The sequence below is a fragment of the Pontibacter ruber genome (assembly GCF_023630205.1).
In the GTDB taxonomy this organism is placed as follows: domain Bacteria; phylum Bacteroidota; class Bacteroidia; order Cytophagales; family Hymenobacteraceae; genus Pontibacter; species Pontibacter ruber.
Window position 1 is genome coordinate 1,259,597 of record NZ_JALPRR010000001.1, and the last position, 19,551, is coordinate 1,279,147.

The 19,551-nt window shown below is 49.1% G+C and carries 16 protein-coding genes; 7 read left to right on the forward strand and 9 right to left on the reverse strand.

From position 1 onward, the window contains the following. Positions 1-51 precede the first annotated feature (51 nt). The gene (locus tag MJ611_RS05640; RefSeq protein WP_250428531.1) at positions 52-939 is read right to left on the reverse strand and encodes a hypothetical protein; all 888 of its coding nucleotides are present in this window, start codon (positions 937-939) and stop codon (positions 52-54) included. 250 nt (positions 940-1,189) lie between these two features. On the opposite strand from MJ611_RS05640, the gene MJ611_RS05645 reads away from it, so the two are divergent. Then, positions 1,190-2,053 carry an SDR family oxidoreductase gene (locus MJ611_RS05645; RefSeq protein WP_250428532.1) on the forward strand — a complete coding sequence of 288 codons (864 nt, stop codon included), beginning with the start codon at positions 1,190-1,192 and terminating at the stop codon, positions 2,051-2,053. Positions 2,054-2,292: 239 nt separating this feature from the next. Here the strand turns inward: MJ611_RS05645 and MJ611_RS05650 are convergent, their stop codons facing one another. The 6 genes from MJ611_RS05650 to MJ611_RS05675 form a co-directional block, all read right to left on the reverse strand. Beyond that, complete coding sequence (locus MJ611_RS05650) at positions 2,293-2,796, reverse strand: YkgJ family cysteine cluster protein (RefSeq protein WP_250428533.1); 504 nt, start codon at positions 2,794-2,796, stop codon at positions 2,293-2,295. Between the two features lie 179 nt (positions 2,797-2,975). After that, positions 2,976-3,818, reverse strand: a complete 843-nt coding sequence (locus tag MJ611_RS05655) for a GIY-YIG nuclease family protein (protein ID WP_250428534.1) — start codon at positions 3,816-3,818, stop codon at positions 2,976-2,978. Positions 3,819-3,948: 130 nt separating this feature from the next. Then, on the reverse strand, positions 3,949-5,346 hold the full coding sequence (gene fumC / locus MJ611_RS05660; protein WP_250428535.1) for a class II fumarate hydratase: 1,398 nt from the start codon (positions 5,344-5,346) through the stop codon (positions 3,949-3,951). 239 nt (positions 5,347-5,585) lie between these two features. Beyond that, positions 5,586-6,659, reverse strand: coding sequence for a hypothetical protein (locus tag MJ611_RS05665; RefSeq protein WP_250428536.1), 1,074 nt, complete (start codon positions 6,657-6,659; stop codon positions 5,586-5,588). A gap of 86 nt (positions 6,660-6,745) precedes the next feature. Beyond that, the gene (locus tag MJ611_RS05670; protein ID WP_250428537.1) at positions 6,746-7,462 is read right to left on the reverse strand and encodes a hypothetical protein; all 717 of its coding nucleotides are present in this window, start codon (positions 7,460-7,462) and stop codon (positions 6,746-6,748) included. A gap of 24 nt (positions 7,463-7,486) precedes the next feature. Beyond that, entirely contained in the window at positions 7,487-7,969 is a 483-nt protein-coding gene (locus MJ611_RS05675; protein ID WP_250428538.1) for an Mpo1 family 2-hydroxy fatty acid dioxygenase, read from the reverse strand. Positions 7,970-8,224: 255 nt separating this feature from the next. On the opposite strand from MJ611_RS05675, the gene MJ611_RS05680 reads away from it, so the two are divergent. After that, complete coding sequence (locus MJ611_RS05680) at positions 8,225-11,161, forward strand: CHASE domain-containing protein (protein WP_250428539.1); 2,937 nt, start codon at positions 8,225-8,227, stop codon at positions 11,159-11,161. 81 nt (positions 11,162-11,242) lie between these two features. Here the strand turns inward: MJ611_RS05680 and MJ611_RS05685 are convergent, their stop codons facing one another. Next, positions 11,243-12,391, reverse strand: coding sequence for a porin family protein (locus MJ611_RS05685; RefSeq protein WP_250428540.1), 1,149 nt, complete (start codon positions 12,389-12,391; stop codon positions 11,243-11,245). 145 nt (positions 12,392-12,536) lie between these two features. Between MJ611_RS05685 and radA the strand changes: the two genes are divergently transcribed. The 5 genes from radA to MJ611_RS05710 all read left to right on the forward strand — a co-directional run bounded on the left by radA (position 12,537) and on the right by MJ611_RS05710 (position 19,046). Continuing rightward, on the forward strand, positions 12,537-13,916 hold the full coding sequence (gene radA / locus MJ611_RS05690) for a DNA repair protein RadA (RefSeq protein ID WP_250428541.1): 1,380 nt from the start codon (positions 12,537-12,539) through the stop codon (positions 13,914-13,916). Between the two features lie 199 nt (positions 13,917-14,115). Continuing rightward, a complete protein-coding gene (locus MJ611_RS05695; RefSeq protein ID WP_250428542.1) occupies positions 14,116-15,537 on the forward strand; it encodes a TlpA disulfide reductase family protein in 1,422 nt (473 codons plus the stop codon). A gap of 215 nt (positions 15,538-15,752) precedes the next feature. After that, positions 15,753-16,925, forward strand: a complete 1,173-nt coding sequence (locus MJ611_RS05700) for a baeRF7 domain-containing protein (protein WP_250428543.1) — start codon at positions 15,753-15,755, stop codon at positions 16,923-16,925. Positions 16,926-17,060: 135 nt separating this feature from the next. Then, on the forward strand, positions 17,061-18,083 hold the full coding sequence (locus MJ611_RS05705) for a radical SAM protein (RefSeq protein WP_250428544.1): 1,023 nt from the start codon (positions 17,061-17,063) through the stop codon (positions 18,081-18,083). A 33-nt stretch (positions 18,084-18,116) separates the two neighbouring features. Next, positions 18,117-19,046 carry a mechanosensitive ion channel family protein gene (locus tag MJ611_RS05710; protein ID WP_250428545.1) on the forward strand — a complete coding sequence of 310 codons (930 nt, stop codon included), beginning with the start codon at positions 18,117-18,119 and terminating at the stop codon, positions 19,044-19,046. Positions 19,047-19,101: 55 nt separating this feature from the next. Here MJ611_RS05710 and MJ611_RS05715 read toward each other — a convergent pair whose 3' ends face one another. Continuing rightward, entirely contained in the window at positions 19,102-19,440 is a 339-nt protein-coding gene (locus MJ611_RS05715) for a hypothetical protein (RefSeq protein ID WP_250428546.1), read from the reverse strand. Between the last annotated feature and the right edge of the window lie 111 nt (positions 19,441-19,551).

A 19,551-nucleotide genomic window follows, 5' to 3' on the forward strand; every position in this document is an offset into this window, starting at 1 on the left:
ATTTTGTCTCCCATTTTCATCACCAGCCCTCTGGAGGGAGTTTTTAATTCATTATTTAGCGGGAAAGTATAAACCCTCTACTCCCTTAAGCGAAGCAAAGGTCTTGGTAAACTCTTCACTTGTTGGGCAGTCATAACATTGTGGTTTAGATTGTGCCTTATGCAGCTTGTCAATTTCAGGTTGGTTTTTGTAAGTAAGCTCCAAGTTATACTTGCTCCCGATCATCACTCTGTCGCTGGGGCTGTAGGGCTGGGGGTTTAGCTGGTAGTTATAGTATTCCAGGCACTCGCCGGTATATGATCCGAAGTTCTGCAGCTCCGCTTTAACTGGTTTCTGGTCTGTGAAAGTATATACTGTCTTGTTTAGGTGCTTGAAAAGAGAGTCTGCTACCTGCTTGTGGTAAACCAGTTTCGTTTCAGTATGCGGATCTGTAGTTGTGGCAATGCGGTGGCTGTTCAGCATCGTGCGCTCAACTGATATGTCGGTGAAAGTTTCGTCTTTGGTATCGTACTGCGGAAAACTTATGACGCCCAGTTCGCCTTCGTTCAGGTTAAAAACAGGAAAAAGAAGCTGCTGGGGCGCCAGTGTTTTGCCTTGCTCAGTTACCGGTTGGCGCAGGTACTCCTTCAGGGCGAGCAGGAACTTTCGGTTTTGCTCCGGCAACCCAGGGTTAGCCAAGGCTTTGGCAAGTATGTTTTTCTCAAAGAGATCGACTTTGCCTGCATTCAGTCTTTCCCACTCGTCATAGTAAGCCTCGCATTCACTGACAAGCTTTTCCCGGTTTAGTTCGCTGTGCGCTTTGATTGCAGGTGGCGTGGTTGTTTGGCTGATTGCCTCAGGTTCAGCAGCTTTGGCTTCTTGCTTTGCTTCCCCCTGTGAGCAGGAAAGTAGTAGGGCCGATTTCAGGACGATGGACAGGAGGAGTAAAAGTTGTTTCATAGCAGATGTATATAGGAGTACTAATATAGTAAAATGTTTATAGTTAATCCAGCTTGAGTACATGATCAGTAGAAAAGTATAGCAGTAAGTTATGAACCTGCACAAGTATAAGTACAGTTGTTAAAAGCTAGCTGTAAAGTATAACCACATATTCCGCAATTGCTTAAGAGCTAACCTTTAGCCATAGTAGCTTCTCTTAGTTCTTTTAACTTTCGTACAGAATAGATCGGAAACTAAACGCAGCAAGCATATGAAAATAGGAATTACTGGAGCCACAGGGCAACTGGGCCGCCTTGTAGTAAACAAACTGAAAGACAAAGTACCTGCTGACAGCCTGGTAGCGCTGGTGCGATCGACAGAGAAAGCCTCTGACCTGGGCATAGAAGCCCGTGAAGCTGATTACGAAAAGCCGGAAACACTAAACCGTGCATTGGAAGGCATAGACACGTTACTGCTGATCTCGGGAAGTGAAGTGGGAAGGCGTGCTGCCCAGCATTTTAACGTAACGGATGCTGCAAAGAAGGCCGGCGTAAAATGGATCGTTTATACAAGCATACTCCACGCTGATACCTCGTCGATCAGTCTTGCAGAAGAACACCGTGCCACGGAAGCAGACTTGAAGAACTCAGGTATACCGTACACGCTCCTGCGAAACGGCTGGTACACCGAAAACTATACCGGCTCTATTCCGGGTGCGCTTGCAGGTGGTGCTTTTATAGGCAGTGCAGGCGAAGGTAGGATCTCGGGAGCCGCCCGTGCGGACTATGCGGAGGCAGCAGTTGCTGTTTTAACCGGAGAAGGTCATAAAGGTAAAGTGTATGAACTGGCCGGAGACGAAGCTTTTACACTCAGCGACCTGGCTGCGGAAATCTCCCGTCAATCAGGAAAAGACATCCCTTACAAAAACCTGCCTAAAGCCGATTATGCTGCTGCCCTTACCAGTTTTGGTTTGCCTGAAGGCTTGGCGCAAGCGATTGCCGGCTGGGATGTAGCCGCATCAAACGGCGCTTTGTACGACGATAGCCGCCAACTTTCCAAACTCATCGGGCACCCCACTACGCCCATGAAAGCGACGGTGGCAGAGGCGCTGAAAGGAACTGCGAATGCTGGGTAGGTTTATACTTTTGCTATAGTTACTAAAGGATTACAAAAGCTACTTCGGTAGCTTTTGTTGTTTTATAGTTGGTGTTCCAGACCAGCGGCTGGTTTTAGGCTGTGGAACTACAGTTGCTGAAAAAGCCAATTAAAAGATGGCTGAGAAGTATAACCACAAGTTGGACTGTTGCTAAACTTTCGGAATGTGGGACACAAGTGATTGTATAAGATCTTGTTAATGAAGATATAATCTTTACTTTAAAATACTGTGACACCAAATTCCTTTGACAGCAGATCATCAAGTTGCTTAATGTCCGCTATAAGATCTTTGAAGTCCTGTGTTGATGCTAACTCATGCTGGTTATTCTGATACAGCTTTTTCAGCTCAGCCATTTTAAAGTAGAATGATTGGGATTGTAGCTTGATTGGTAGTAGCGCTAATTTTTCTTCAATAGCGCTCTTTCTCTGTTTAGCCACATCGACTATTTCGATAGCCGAAGTAAAATCCAGTTCCTTTCGTAGGACAGATTCCAGAAGTTCGCAATTATAGCTGGCACATTGCTTTGGTCTGTCTAAGTAGATAGAGCAGCCATCACAATATTTTTTGCAGGGCTGAATAAAGACCCCATCACTACTTGCCTCCTCAATATCCATTAATTCTCTTATTGCAGGCAACTCTTCGTGGCTAAGCTGTACAAAGCCAATCAAGGTGCCATCGCAACACAACCCACAAGCCAAACAAATATTGGTTGAATCAATCATACTTACTGAATTTAAGCACTTCTTTTATGTGCAATTTCGAAGGTAGCTTAAATTACAGCTAACAATTGTATAAACGGGACACGACACTTTTTAGTCGCCCTGTGCTGGCGCGAGTTTGCAAATAGTAATATTGTATCGTGACAATAAAGTACGAGCTACAAGCTCGCACTAGCGGGGAGCTATTTTCTCTTTAACTCATCAAGCGTCACTCCATTCTTGTTCTTCCAGCTTGTCCAGCCGTTCGTTGCTCTTCCTAATACAACACCGCCTGCTGTACTTGGAGAATTGAAGACATAATCTTCCATGAATTTATAATTGCCATCAACATTCATCACGATCTGTTCTTCTATCAACTTCTTTCTCAGGTTTATTAAATAGTCATGGCAAGAAGCAGTAGTACTTAGTTTTAGTCCTGATCCTTTAAAAACGACGAAGCCATCGTCGATCAAGTCTCCTTCCGCATAAAGATTATCCCCTTTAAGCGTTAGAAGTTCTTTTTTAGTGATGGACTCTTTGCTGATCTTATCAAAGACAGGAAAGCCTAACGTGGAGAGCAGTATCTTGATAGTATCAAAGCTATCCAGTAAATCGGCCTCCATAGATTCAGTTACAAATGGTTTATTCGGCACAACTGAGTTTTCAGTGTCGAACCTGTTAGCTTCCTTGGCTTCAGCAACTGCAATGTGCTCCAAGTATTTAGCATGAGACTTAGTAAAGGCATTGATCTTGGAAACCATAACAACGGCATAGTTCCAAAACTCTTTTGATCTGTTGTGCTGCTTTATCCGCTCCAGGCAGTCTTCGGCTTCGCCTATGTATACCATGGGCTTCGCTTTATCAGCACTTTCACCAAACAGAAAATAGACACCGACATTCTTTAGCTCATCTCTGCCAGCGATGTACTCTAACTTATTTCTCGGAACAAGAACTGCCTTCACAACTCTATTTGTGATTTCTGCAATTTTGACGCTGCGAGGTGAGCCATCTGGTAAGAAAATCTGAATTGTTTGCGGCCTGTTCATGCTTTACGATTTGAAGTATAAATATAGTAAAAGCTACATGAACTTGTATATAAACAAAAAAGCAGCCCCTTCCGGAGCTGCTTTTCCTTTATCTGTTAAAGTATAATGTATCTGTTAAAGTATAATGTTATTACTTCTTCAAGCTGCCGATCATATCCTCTGGGCGTACCCACTCATCGTACTGCTCGCTGGTTAGCAGGCCAAGGGCAATAGCTGCCTGGCGAAGGGTGGTGCCTTCTTTGTGCGCTTTCTTCGCGATCTTGGCTGCGTTGTCGTAACCGATGTGCGGGTTAAGCGCCGTTACCAGCATCAGCGAGTTCTCCAGGTTTTCTTTGATGCGGGCCGTGTTTGGCTCTATACCTACCGCGCAATGTTTGTCGAACGAGTCGCAGGCGTCGCCGATCAGCTGGGCGCTCATCAGCAGGTTGTAGATCATCACCGGCTTGAACACGTTCAGCTCGAAATGGCCGTTCATGCCACCAACCGAGATAGCCACGTCGTTACCGATTACCTGCGCGCAAACCATGGTCATAGCCTCAGCCTGTGTTGGGTTAACTTTACCTGGCATGATAGAAGAACCCGGCTCGTTCTCCGGGATCAGAATTTCAGCGATACCGGAACGTGGGCCAGAAGCCAGTAAACGAATATCGTTCGCGATCTTCATCAGCGATACAGCCAGTTGCTTCAGGGCACCAGAAGTTTCTACGATAGCATCGTGTGCTGCAAGTGCTTCGAATTTGTTTGGAGCTGTAATGAACGTATGGCCGGCAAACTGAGAAATCTTCTCAGCAACCAGCACATCGTAACCAGCCGGTGTGTTAAGACCGGTACCTACTGCAGAACCACCAAGCGCCAATGTGCTCAGGTGCTCCAGCGTGTTGCGAAGCGCCTTCATGCCATAGTCCAGCTGTGCTACGTAACCGGAAAGCTCCTGGCCCAGTGTAAGCGGTGTAGCGTCCATCAGGTGCGTACGGCCGATCTTCACCACATCCATAAACTGCTCTGCTTTGCTGTTCAGCGTGTCGCGCAGTTTCTGCACCAATGGCAACGTGTGCTCTACCACTTTCTTGTAAGCGGCAATGTGCATGGCTGTCGGGAAGGTATCGTTAGAAGACTGCGACTTGTTTACGTCGTCGTTCGGGTGAATCTTCTTTTTCTCGTCCATCAGGTCGCCACCCAGCAATACGTGTGCGCGGTTAGCCACCACTTCGTTCACGTTCATGTTAGACTGCGTACCCGAACCTGTCTGCCAAACTACCAGCGGAAACTGGTCAGCCAGCTGGCCAGCCAGGATCTCGTCGCAAACCTGAGAAATGATATCAGCTTTGTCCTGCGCCAGTACGCCCAGTTGTGCGTTAGCCTGCGCAGCCGATTTCTTAAGTATAGCAAAAGCCTCAACTACTTCCTTCGGCATCAGCTGACCACCGATCGTGAAGTTCTCTTTTGAGCGCTGTGTCTGGGCGCCCCAGTATTTGTCTGCAGGCACCTCAACAGGGCCCATTGTGTCTTTCTCTACGCGAACTTGCATATCGATTTATGTTTGGTTTAAAGGATCAAAATTGTCGGCCGTAAATTACAAAACTTTTTAGAGTTCTGAGTTCTGAGTCTCGAGTTATACTTTGTTTGTAATTTCTCTCCCATTTTGTCATTCCGACCTTCGGGAGAAATCTTGTACAACTATTGTCTCAAACAGATCTCTCCTATCGTCGAGATGACAATTGAGTATAAAACAACTCAAGACTCAGAATTCGGGACTCAGAACTGTAGTTACTGCTCTCCAAAAACCGGCACCAATTTCTGCTCTACTTTAGCTGGTTTGCGTACCTGCCGGGTTACATACTTCTTTTCCTGCTCAAAGGCTACAATCTTAAGCGTTATATCCAGGCCGGTAACGGTGTTACTGTTCCGGAAAGTGGCGTAAAGGGTGCCGTCTGCAGGTTTAGGCGTTTCGGAAAGCGATACTTTTTTGTAGTCGGAGACAATGCCGGTGCCCTGTGCGAACGTATAAGGTTTCCAGCCTTCTTCATCGGCCACAAATTTATCTGCCGAGGCTTTGTTCATGAAGTAATAATCGATGTTGCCGCTGGCTGCTACCTGTGGCAGGCTCGGCAGCAAACCTAACCCAAAACCAACAACCGGGCTAACCACCGTAGAAGCCACTACAGAAGCACCTTTCGTTATTAATTTGGTCATGTTCTTCAGGTCTTCTACTGATTGCTGTCCCACGCCTACCCAGTAAACCCAGTGCACGGTATTTGCCGGCAGTTTAAACGGCACTGAAACGCGGCTTGGGTTCAGGTTGGCCATCGATGCTACCCGGAAGGTTTTGTCTATCAATGTAGTAGGCGTAAGTTCACCTTTAACAAGTACTTTTTCAGAGGCAGTTGTCCAGGTGGTGTCGGCTATGTTTTTCCAGGTGATGTTGGGGTTAAAGTGGCGGAGCTCGTCGTTGGCAGGCAGGCGTTTTATACTTAAGTGTGCTGCCAGCGGGTTGCCGATAGCGGATGTAAGTATAAACCGGTAAATAGCCTTTTGCGGCACCGTCAGGCGCAGGTCTTTTACCTTTTTTATACTTTTAGAACTATACACTACCGAGCCCGAAGCAAAGTCCTGCACTTCCAGATTTATGGTTTGGCCAGCCTTCTCTGGTTCCACGTTCACCAGCACCACATCGCCTTTCTGAAAGCCATAAAAATACAGGCCGTCCTGGGGTTTGGCTGGTTGCGGGTTCTCTACAGAAACGGGTGCAGTTATACTTAGCTCAGCTACTGTAAGGGCATTTTTCTGTGCGGTTGCCGCCACACTCCATAGCAGCGCAAGCAGCAGCAATTTATACTTCATCGTTATACTTTCCGGAAAAACTGCGCAAAGATACAAGACGCAACGGAAGTACGCGCCTGTACAGCAGTGTCTGAAGGTATAATTGATTAGCGGATAACCCTGTGGCCCGAACGCTCGGCCAGCAGCGCGATCATCTCCAGCTGTACCGGCTTCAGGTAAGTAGTGTTGAGGTTGGTGCCGTCGTTAAAATCTACCAGGTACTGCCCTTCGTGGCCCAGGTGCTGTATTTTAGTGATGTCCTGCAGGTTGTAGGTGCGCTCCTGCTGCAGCAGGTTCGTGATCTGGAGCTGCTTTTCGTCTATGGTTACGTGCCATTGCAAGGCAAACCATGCTACAATCCCCGAGATCAGCAGCATGATGACAAGCAGTATCGCGTAGGCTCTGTTGGAGCGTTCCCCCTCCTGCTGGCGCATGAAGGTTTTGTAGAGGTCGTAATCATAACCCAGCAGGGCACGTTGCGCCAGGCGCAGGGGCAGCAGTGCCAGTGTCAGGCCCAGCAGCAGGCCCGGTGCAAAAAGAGCACTGAAATTAGGCGTAAGCACGAACATGTGCTCTTTAGACATGTGCAGGATACTGGAAAGCATGGCCAAAGCACCCGCTCCGAAAACAGACAGAACGGTGGCGAAGAAAAAGTAAGCGATCATCAGGCGCCACTCCTTTTTCTGGATATACTTGGTGTCTTCGTTGCTCAGCACTTCAGCGTTGCGGGCCGGCGACAGGGTACGGAGCGCAAACCGGACAACCGGCAGCAGCACAGCAACAGCGAAGAAACCGATCAGAAGATTTTTTACTATATCGATCATAAAAGAGGTATCTGAGCCGCAAAGTTAATACGGGATACCTAATTTCCTGTAAATAAAACCAAGAAGCCAGGCCGGGCCGATCAGCAGGAACTGCAGGTCTTTAAAGAACGACGGCTTTTTGCCTTCCACTTTGTGCCCGTAGAACTGCCCGATCCAGGCCAGCACAAACAGCAGCAGGCAGGTAGCCCAGAGCGGCAGCGTGCCCCACTCCTCCAACGCCCGTACGCCCAGCAGCACCAGCCCACTGACCAGCGCCATCCCCAGGAACATGGTAAACGAGAGCCGCAGGTAAAACAGCAGCCCCAGCAGGACAACCACAGTGCCAAAGTGAACGAACGGCTGTAGCTGCGGCGGAAACATCATTTTGATCGAATCGCTTGGTATGCTGGCCAGTAGCCCTACAATGCTGAAAAAGATGACCGGAACGCATATCCAGTGAATGAGCTTGTTTGTCGGGTTCTGGTGGCTGTGGCCGTATTCATCGAACCATTGTTGCATATTTCTCATATTTGCTGCCAGGTTTGAATGCTTTCCAAAGGAAACGTGTTACACCATTTTCAAAGAAATAAGGTAACATATTGCACGTTCATTTCCAACTTCCAGATTCCGGATAAGTGCGATCAGGAATGGTGCCGAAACAAGAATGCCGAAGTACGGTTACTTGGTTATGCTGGCTTTTTTATTATATTTGAAATATATTCATAAAACGATATGTCCGGTCTTAGCATATTGTACTTTTAGACTGACATTAATTTACTAGACATGAAATTTGCCAAGCTGGCTCTCTTCGTCCGGGACTACTACATAGCAATTGCATCCTTCCTGCTTATATTCCTTCTTACCCTGTTTATTTATGCCGAAACAAAGAAGAAAGCACAGGAACGCGTGGCGAAGCTTTTTGATCTGAGGGCAGAGCAGGCTTCCGAAGCGATTGAGTTGCGCATGCGCGATTACGTGCAGATTCTGATGGGAGCCAAAGCCATGTTTACTGCGTCTGATAGCGTAGAGCGAAAGGACTGGCGCACATATTACGAAACACTTGAGATCGAGAAGAAATACCCCGGCATACAAGGCATCGGCTACGCGCATTACATCCGGCCTGATGAGCTGAAAAGTCATATCAACAAGGTGCGGAGCGAAGGCTACCCGGATTATACCGTTAAACCGGAAGGAAAGAGAACAGCTTATACTTCTATTTTATACCTGGAGCCCTTCACCGGCCGTAACCTACGTGCTTTTGGGTTCGATATGTTCAGCGAGTCTGTACGTAATTCTGCCATGCAGATGGCCCGCGATACCAAGCAGCCTGCCATGTCGGGCAAGGTGCGCCTGGTGCAGGAAACAGGCAAAGATGAGCAGGTTGGCTTCCTGATCTACCTGCCCCTCTACCGCAACAATGCCGATCCGGAGTCTATTCAGGACCGGCAGCGCCTGATAAGAGGATTTGTGTACAGCCCCTTCCGGGCTAAGGACCTGATGTCTTCTATTCTGGGGGATGATTTCAACGACCTGGACATAGAAGTATACGACGGCACCAGCCTGAACAAAGATGCCCTGCTGTACAGCACAGATACCACACTATACTACCACGCTGCTGTAAAAAGGCGCTATGCTAAATTAAAAACCATCACAATCGGCAATAACACCTGGCGCGTTTACAGCACTGCAAAGCCAACGCTGGGGCGTTCATCCGACCTGGAGCTACCCTACTTTATACTTTTGGGCGGGAGTATCATCAGTTTCCTGATGTTCTTCATTATCTGGTCGCTATCCAATACGCGTCGTTCCAACCGCCTGAAGCAAACCATTACCGATAATGCCACAGCAGCCATTTTTATACTGGATGTAAATGGCTACTGTACCTTCATGAACCCGGCTGCAGAGGAAATGACCGGCTATACCCTGAAGGAGATGAAGAAACTGCCCCTGCACGAGGCAATTCACCATTCGCACCCCGATGGCAGACCTTTCCCGGAAGAGGAATGTGCGCTCGTAACGTCGGTACCGGCTAACATCAGTTTGCGTAACCACGAGGATGTTTTTATCCGGAAAGACGGTACCTTCTTCAACGTATCCTGCGCTACGCGCCCTATTATGGAAAACGGCCTCCCTACGGCCACCATCATCGAAGTGCGGGATATTACCGAAGAAAAACGCGCGCAGCAGGCCATCCTGGAAAGCGAGGCACGTTTCAGGACAATGGCTGACAATGCTCCGGTAAAGATCTGGATGGCCGATGCCTGGGGCCAAAGTGTGTACGTGAACAAACAATGGCAGAACTTCAGCGGGCAAACCTGGGAAGAAAGCCTCAACTTCGGCTGGCTGCAGGCCATCGACAAGCAGGACATGCCCTACTTCGAGTCTGTTTACAAAGAGGCACGTGCACAGGCAACGGCTTTCCGGTTAGAAATGCGCCTGCGCCGCCACGACGGGCAGTTGCGTTGGGCTGTAACAACCGGTAACCCCCGTTTTGGTGCGCAAGGTGAGTTCCTGGGCCATATCGGTACCATCATCGATATTACCGATATAAAAGAAGCCGAGCGCAAGGTAAAACAGAATGCCGAGCTGCTGCAGAAGCTGTTCCTGGAAGTGCCTGCCCTGGTGGCACTGGTACGTGCCCCGGACCAGCAGTACGTGTTGGTTAACCCGCTCTACCGCAGGTTGTATGGCAACAGGCAACTGGTAGGCAAGACCTTGCGCGAGGCGCACCCGGATATGGAAGGACAAGGCTTTTACGAGCGCCTGGACGATGTGTTTGAGAAAGGGAAGCCTTTTGTAGGCAAGGAGGTGCCTTCTGTTATCGACCGCAACAGCGACGGGGAGCTTAGCACAAGTTACTTCAACCTGGTATACCAGCCTCTGATGGACGGCCATGGCAAGGTAGAAGCCGTGCTTATCTTTGCCGTGGAAGTGACAGAACTGGTGACAGCCCGTAAAAAGCTCTCTACCATCAACGACGAGCTCAGCAAGAAGAACGATGAACTGCAACGCATCAACAACGACCTGGATAACTTCGTCTACACCGCATCGCACGACCTGAAGTCGCCGATCGCGAACATGGAAGGCTTAACCTCCCTCCTGCGCGACATTCTGCAGGACAAACTGGTGCCGGAAGATGCCCAGCTGCTGGACATGGTTGGCAACTCGATCGAAAAGCTGAAGCAAACTGTAGCCGACCTGGCCGAGATCACCAAAGTGCAGAAAGACCTGCAATCGAAGCAGGAGCCGCTTGTGTTTGAGGAAGTGCTGGAAGATGTCACCTCGGATATCGACGCCATGATAAAGGATACCGGTGCCCGCATCGATGTCGATTTCAAGGTAGAAGGTATTGTATACGCCCGTAAGAACCTGCGCAGCATCATCTACAACCTGGTATCCAATGCCATCAAGTACAGGTCGCCGGAGCGCCCGGTGCAGGTGCTGGTTGATACCTACCAGGAGAATGACTTTGTGGTGTTACGGGTGCAGGATAATGGCCTTGGCATTAAGAAAGAACAGCAGCACAAGTTGTTCTCTATGTTCAAGCGCCTGCACACCCACGTGGAGGGTACCGGTATCGGCCTTTACATTGTAAAGCGCATTATTGAAAATAACGGCGGCAGCATTGAAGTAAGCAGCGAACTGGGCAAAGGCACCACCTTCAAAGTATACTTTAAACAGGAGGCGGTGGCAGTTGCGGAGAAACAGCTGAGCAGCTAATTAGCTTACGTTATACTTACACAGAAAGGGCGCTGATCTTAGAAGACAGCGCCCTTGTTGCTTTAAGCGTCAGCAGAATTTCTAAAAGGTGAAGCCACCTGCTATTTGCCAGGTATCAAAATGAATTTTCTTAAACACGTGGTTGCTATTGGCTAGGTCGCGGGTAAAGCGAAGCTCCAGCGATACAGCATTTCGTTTGGAGAGTTGGTGTTGCAGGCCTGCTCCTGCTACGTAGCCAAGGGTATAGTTGTCCAGAGTCATTTCTGTAGTGGAAGTATGACCGGTTTCGTAGGTAACTGTTTTTTTGAAATCTTTAGAAAGCGCCAGTCCATAGTTCAAACCGGCATTTACATAAGGCTGTAATTTGCGGGTGCTCAGTTTATACTTCAGCAGAACAGGCACTTGCAGGTAGCGTGCCTGAAGTTGGATGTGGCTTTCATAATCAAGCGCAACTTTGCTGGTATAGCGGTAGGTGCTTTCTGCTGTCCGGGTTGTGTACAGGAGCTCCGGCTGCAGCGACAGCCTTTTGCCGGCAACGCCAATGTTAACAAATATACCGGCAGTCGCTCCGGGCTCTGCATCAAACGTATGATTTTCCGGAGCTTCGGCTTCATCAACGTACCTGAGCCTGGAAGTATGGACTGCTGCCCGCACCCCCCAGGAGGTCATTACTTTTGCAGGCTTTATCAGTACTTCGCTTTTTTGCCCCGCATAGTGGCAGTTGTTGTAGCTGTTTACCAGATTTGAGAGGCTGAAAGAGGCATACTTATATTTTTGACGTTTGATACCTTCACAGTCTGTGAGCAACGTGGAGAGTGTACCGGTATAGTAGCTTTGATGAAGCGGCATTACAGGCTCTTGCTGCTTTTGCACGAAATACTTGATTGCAGGATGGAGATCTTTGGCGTAGTATAGTTTAACCGGGCCATCTACCAGCACCTGCAGAAATACGGTTTGTTTTCTTTCATCTACAAGCACCTCTTTGGCTTCAAACCGGAGGCCGTCCTCTATGCCATAGCCTTTTGCTTCTGTAGTAGTATATGTTTTAAAAACTCCTTCTTTACCAAACATTACTTTCTTCAGCATGTCGCTAGGTTTCTCTTTTAACAATTCGCCCCGGAGCGTGTCGGAAGCTGCCGTGATGAGATAAGCTCGCTGTTGTTTTTGTGCCTGAACAGTTGCAAAGCTCATCAGCAGGAGGCACAGGAAAGTATACCGTAATGGGTTCATGGAATTTAAGAGTATAGTACAGTACTGCAAGCTATCAAAATATAGCATTTTATTTATACTTGCCTGCAATTTTGTAAAAGAAAAAGTACCTGTTTCCACCTTTCAAAAACTCCAGAAATCCCTTAAAAATGCGTATCTTCGTAGTATGGCCAAAATAAAAACATCCTATTTCTGCCAGAACTGTGGCGCCCAATCTGCCAAGTGGATTGGTAAGTGCCCGGCTTGCGGCGAGTGGAATACCTATGTAGAAGAAGTAGTACAGCGCGAGGAGGTAACGCCTACCGGCGTCTGGAAAGTGGGCAGCAGCTCGGCACAGGTTGCCAGTAAGCCCAAGCCTATTGCCGACATCTCGTACCAGGAACAATCACGCATACAGACAAAAGACCAGGAACTGAACCGCGTACTGGGCGGCGGCATTGTGCCGGGTTCGATGGTGCTGATCGGCGGTGAACCGGGCATTGGTAAATCGACGCTGATGCTGCAGATTGCCCTGAGCCTGGACGGGTTGCGCGTGCTCTACGTAAGTGGCGAGGAAAGCGAGCAGCAGATAAAGATGCGCGCCGAGCGCCTGCTGGCCCAGACATCCGACTGTTTTATACTTACTGAAACGGGTACCCAGAACATCTTCAAGCAAATTGAATTGCTGCGCCCGCAGGTGCTGGTGGTAGACTCTATCCAGACGCTGCACTCTTCCTTTATAGAGGCAGGTGCAGGCAGCGTGAGCCAGGTGCGCGAGTGTACGGCAGAACTGCTGAAATTTGCCAAAGAAAGCGGCACCCCGGTGTTCCTGATCGGGCACATCACCAAAGAGGGCAACCTAGCAGGGCCAAAGATTCTGGAGCACATGGTAGACACCGTGCTGACCTTCGAAGGCGACCGTCACATGACCTACCGCATCCTACGCACGACCAAGAATCGCTTTGGCTCTACTTCCGAACTGGGCATTTACGAGATGCTGGGCTCCGGCCTGCGCGAAGTGAGCAACCCTTCCGAGATCCTGATCTCGCAGCGCGAAGATGCTTTCAGCGGCATTGCCATTGGCGCCACACTGGAAGGCAACCGGCCCCTGCTGATCGAGGTGCAGAGCCTGGTAAGCCCGGCTACCTATGGTACGCCGCAACGCACCAGTACTGGCTTCGATGGCAAGCGCCTGAACATGCTGCTGGCCGTACTGGAGAAACGGGGCGGTTACCGCCTGGGTGCACAGGACGTGTTCCTGAACATTGCCGGCGGCCTGAAGGTAGAAGATCCGGCGCTGGACCTGGCGGTGTGCGCTTCCATACTTTCTTCTTTCGAGGACATGGCCATTCCGTCCACCTCCTGTTTTGCCGCAGAAGTAGGTTTGGGTGGCGAGGTAAGAGCCGTAAACCGGGTTGAGAACCGCATCAGCGAGGCAGAGAAGCTTGGCTTCCGGGATATTTATATTTCCAAGTATAACAAGAAGGGAGTAGACCTGAGCAAATTTTCCATCAACATCCATGCATTTGGCCGGCTTGAGGAAGTTTTCGGTGCCCTTTTTGGATAGTTTTTGTACTTTAAACAGGAAGTTCTTTTCTGATTCTCATAAAATAACAGGAATAGTGGGAACTTGGAATTTTTAACTATATACTTAATGTTCAACGTGCTGGCAACCGGAAATGTGGCTTTGGCTACGGCTCCGGAAGCCGGTAATTTTTGGACTAATTTAATCGAAAGTATATAACAAAATTCTACCCGCTTTACCTATGAAACAACTGCAGCTCCTGCTGCCACTGGCTTTTTTGCTGGTGGTGCAAAATCTTTCTGCGCAGAACAAAGCCATTATCAAAGGAAAAATCCAAAAGCCCCTTTCCGAAGAAGTCATCCTTGCCTCCTACCCTTCGCCGCTCATCCCGGAAGAAGTACAGACAGTAGTGAAGCTCAACGAAGGAAAGTTCGAGCTGGAGGTGCCTGTTACCCAAGCAGGTATCGTAGAACTGGTGCACGGCGAAGAAGTGATGCCGGTGTACCTGGAACCAGGCTATGAACTGAACCTCACGTTTAACGGCGATAAGTTTCTCAAATCCATCAAGTTCGAGGGCAAAGGAGCAAATGAAAACAACCTCCTGAGCCAATACACGAGCCGCTTCGATGAGGAGGAAGATTACCAGGTGCTGCCCGACAACATCAAGCTTCGTGAAAAAGAGTTTGTCGTGTTTCTGGATGCCCGCAAAGAAGATCAACTCGATTTTCTGGAAAAGTTAACCGACAAGAAACCTGTTTCCGAAAAATTCAAAGCCTACTTACTGGCAGAAATTGCGTTTAGCTATGCCAACGATAAGCTGACCTATGCCGGCCTGCGGGAGCGCGTGGTGATAAACGATGCTGTTATCAAGCCGGGTGCCGGGTTTTACAGTTTCCTGGATGAGCTGGATATGCAAAACCCTGTTAATCTCCTGAGCCCTTCTTTTATCACTTTCCTGCGCAACTACACTACATTCATGGCTCAGTCTGCGGGTTACAAGGAAGCTGACAAAACATACTATAAAGCCAGTTACGAGCTGGCCCGGCAGAAGCTGCAGGGCGAAGTGCGTACGCTGGCGCTTGCCCAGATACTGAAGCAGGCCGTCCAAAAAGGCCATGTACAGTATACAGAAGCCCTGCTGCTGGATTTTAGTGCCAACTACAACAAACCCGAGGTAGATGCCTACTTAGGCAAGTTGCACGCGATCAACAAAAAGTTTGGTATCGGCAGCCCTGCCCCGGACTTTATGCTGACCAACATCGACGGGCAGAAAGTATCGCTCAGCGACTTCAAGGGTAACCTGGTATACCTGAGCTTCTGGCGCACCAACTGTGGCCTCTGTATGGTTGATCTTCCGCACAAGCAGGAACTATCCAAAAAGTTTGCCGGTCGTAACGTGGTGTTCCTGAACGTAGCCATCGACGATAACGAACAGGCCTGGCGGCAAATGGTAAGAACAAGGCAGTTGCAGGGGGTGCACCTGTATCAAAGCAGCGTTGATGCCGACCTGGTAAAACAATACGAACTGAAGGATGTGCCGGCATACTTTCTAATAGACGAGGAAGGTGCCTTTATCAGCGTAAAGCCCAGGAGACCAACAGACCGTGAGATCGAAAAAGACATTACCCGGCACCTGACTACGGGTAGTGCTTCCGTCCGCTAGACCTCATATGTTATTAAATCCGAACCGCCTGCTCCGGAATTGTACCCGGGCAGGCGGTTTGTGTTTTATGCCCTTCCCTGAAAGCTGCCATATACAGCAGTAAAATAACTGTTCCATTGTTTGCTGCGTAATAAAAACTCCTATCCCTGAGCTACCAGACGGGCAGCAAGGGATAGGATTTATTGTATGTAAATACTACTTAAACTTGTAATGATATGGCGTTAATCAGTAAAAAGGACATTGAGAAGCTGCTGAATGTACAGAATGGATTGTGCATATCCATCTACATTCCTACACACCGCAACGGTACAGAAGTGTTGAACGGTCAGGATAGTAAACTCTTCAAGAACAAAATACGCGAAGCAAGAACGCTGCTCGAAAGGCACGATGTTCCGGACGCCGAAATTGAAGAATACCTGAAGCCTGCAGAAGAGCTGCTGGATGATAACAACTTCTGGCGTCACCAGAGCGAAGGCCTGGCCGTGTTTATTACAAAAGGCTTCTCTCAGCATTTTACACTTCCTATCGCGATGCCGGAAATGGTGTATGTGCTGGACCAGTTTTATTTTACGCCGATCCTCCCTGTTCTGAGCCAGAACGGGCGCTTCTTTATACTTTGCCTGAACCGGGATAAAGTCGGTTTTTATGAGGCAACCATCGAGAAGATCAGACCGATAGATATCAGCTCTTTTGTGCCTGAGACGATGACAAAGGCATTAAGCCCGGAAGTACGAGGCCATGACCAGGATTATCATACGGGTACATCAACAGTAAACGGTGTAAACATCCTTCATGGGCCAGGCTCCACCAAGGGCGATGAAGAGCACGAGCGGGTACGTGAGTTTGTTATTGAAGTAGACAACGGTTTGCAGCAGATCCTGCACGATGCGCATGAGCCGCTGGTATTAGCTGGCGTGGACCACTATTGTAGCCTTTACAGAAGCCACAGCAAGTATAAAAACATAGTTCCCCAGAATATCCACATAAACGAAAACGCTGATGCAGTAAACGGCAATGGCATCCATGAGAAGGCGCTGGCCGTTGTTAGGCCACTGATGCAGCAGAACCATACCGATTCGCTGGCGCGTTACGAGAACGTAGCCGGAACCGGCGTTACTTCCGAAGATATTGCTACCGTGGCAGCAGAAGCCGTACATGGGCGGGTGGATACCCTGTTTATAGCGCCGGGTGAGCCGGTATGGGGTACGTACGATGCCAAGAGCGCAACAGCCGTAGTACACGACACCTACCACCGCGGCGATGACGACCTGATCAACCTGGCAGCGATCAAAACACTGGCGCAGGGAGGTAAGGTGTTCATCAGCAGCTACAATGGCTTGTCTGAAGTGAATGACGGCAACAACGTGAAAGCTTTATTCCGATATTAAGCAAGCCATACTTGGGCATTAAGCCCGTAAAGTATAATTTAGTGGGGCAGCCAGAGCGGCTGCCCCTTTATTTTGACCTCATTTGGTCCTATAAGAAAGAGCGTACTGCTACAGTTTATACTTACAAAGCCCTTGATGAAGCCACGCCTGACTGACGGGTTGAATTTTATGTCAAAGCTGACACCGCTACGCGTGCTGAACGCAATGCAGGTGGTGGGCAGCTACATCGTGTCGCGGGTAACAGGCAAAGCAGTGCACTGGGGCGATCCGCTGAGCATTTCGCTGGAGCCTACCACCTCCTGTAACCTGCGCTGCCCGGAGTGCCCCAGCGGCCTTCGCTCCTTTACACGGCCAACCGGCATGTTGCAGGACGAGTTCTTTAAGGAGACCATTGATCAGCTGCATAGGCGCCTGCTCTATCTTATTTTCTACTTCCAGGGAGAGCCTTTTCTGCACAAAAACTTCCTGAAGCTGGTAAAGTATGCCTCCGACAAGGGTATCTACACGGCCACTTCTACCAACGCCCACTTCCTTGACGATGAAACCGCCCGCAAGACAGTTGAGTCGGGGCTGGACCGCCTCATCGTATCCATAGACGGCACCACACAGGAAACCTATGCTGCTTACCGGGTAGGCGGCAAACTGGACAAGGTACTGGAGGGTACGCGCAATGTGGTGAAATGGAAAAAGCAACTGAAGTCCCGCACGCCGCACATCATGTTTCAGTACCTGGTGGTGCGCCCAAACGAGCATCAGCTGGAAGACGTAAAGCAGCTGGCCCGGGAGTTGGGCGTGGATGAGGTGGTCTTTAAAACAGCACAGATCTATGATTACAGCCAGGGCTCACCGCTCATCCCCACCATCGACTATTACTCCCGCTACAAAAACAACGGCGACGGGAGCTACTCGATCAAAAATAAGCTGCTGAACCATTGCTGGAGAATGTGGCACTCCTGCGTTATTACCTGGGATGGCCTGGTGGTGCCCTGCTGCTTCGATAAAGATGCCGAATACCGTATGGGCGACCTGAAAAGTTTATCTTTCCGGAAAGTATGGCGTGGGGCCGGCTATAACAAGTTCCGGGCTTCGCTGCTGCGCTCCAGGTCAGAAATAGAAATGTGCCGTAACTGCACCGAGGGTACCAAGGTATGGGCCTGACCGAAAATCAAATGGATCACTACATGAAGCAATATGAACGATATCAATAAAGCACTGGAGCTGTTGCTCAACAAGCTGGAGGCCTGGGGAAGGCACCTGGTGCTGATGCTGCCAAACCTTTTTGTAGCCTTGGTGCTTCTGATCATCACGTTCGTTGTAGCACGGGCCATACGCAACGGCATGGATAAGGTGATCGGCCGCTTCTCGCACAGCGCAGCACTCAACAACCTGATCTCGACGTTGCTGTACCTGTCGCTGCTGATGGTCGGCTTCTTTTTTGTGCTTAGTGTGCTGCAGCTCGATAAAGTGGTGGTGTCGCTGCTGGCCGGTGTGGGTATCATCGGTTTGGCATTGGGCTTTGCCTTTCAGGACATTGCGGCCAACTTCATCTCGGGTATCATCATTGCCGTGCAGAAGCCTTTTGGCGTAGGCGACATGATCGAGACAAACGAGTACTTCGGCGTGATTGAACGCGTTACGCTACGCACGATCGACATCCGCAAACCTACCGGTGAGCTGGTGAAGCTCCCGAACAAAATGGTGTTTGAGAACCCTGTTACCAACTTCTCCTTTCATGGTATCCGGCGCCTCGACCTGAATGTGGGCATCTCCTATGCCGAGGACTTGGAGCGCGTGCAAGGGATCGTGGTTGAGGCGCTGCAGGACGTAAAGAACCGGGTGAAAACAAGAGACATCGAGGCTATGTATGATGAATTTGGGGATAGCTCTATTAACATGAAAGCCCGCATCTGGATCACCTATTCCCGGCAAATAGACTATGTGAGTGCCAAAAGCGATGCCATCATCCGCATCCGGAAAGCCTTTGATGCAAACAATATCATGATTCCATTCCCGATCCGGACACTGGATTTTGGTATAAAAGGAGGCGAAAAGCTGGAAGAGCAACTGCGAAGCACCTTGGAGGGCAAGGACAGCACGCAGCAGTCGGATAACGGGAAGTAGAATATAAAGTATTAGTATAAACAGAAAGGGCCGATGGAAGATCGGCCCTTTCTGTTTATTTGTCTTTTTTATCCAGGTTCTTACCCAGGTCTTCTACCTGCTTCAGGAAGTTATCAATCTTCTCGTCGGCATACGGGCCATAGGAGTTCGAAATAGTACCTCGCAAACCCGAAGTTGTTTCGATCGCATAAAGTATGGACATATCATCCGGGTTGCTTTCACCTTCGAAACGGTAAAAGTCTACAATGCGAACCTGATCTGGTGTGAACTGGCTTTTGTCTTCAAGGGTGCACAGGCGGCCGTCGCCCGATACTTTAAAATCATACTTAAAACCATCTTTCCGGAGGCGGTTAAGTACGTTTACCAAAGATCTTTCTTCAACTTTATCTTGCATGGCATATAGCTTTAAATGGAATATCTATTCAAGTATAGAACTATACGCAAAAACAAATGAAGGATATAAGAAGAGAGCCAAAAAAGTGTTTGCTGAGGCAGGGGAAGTATA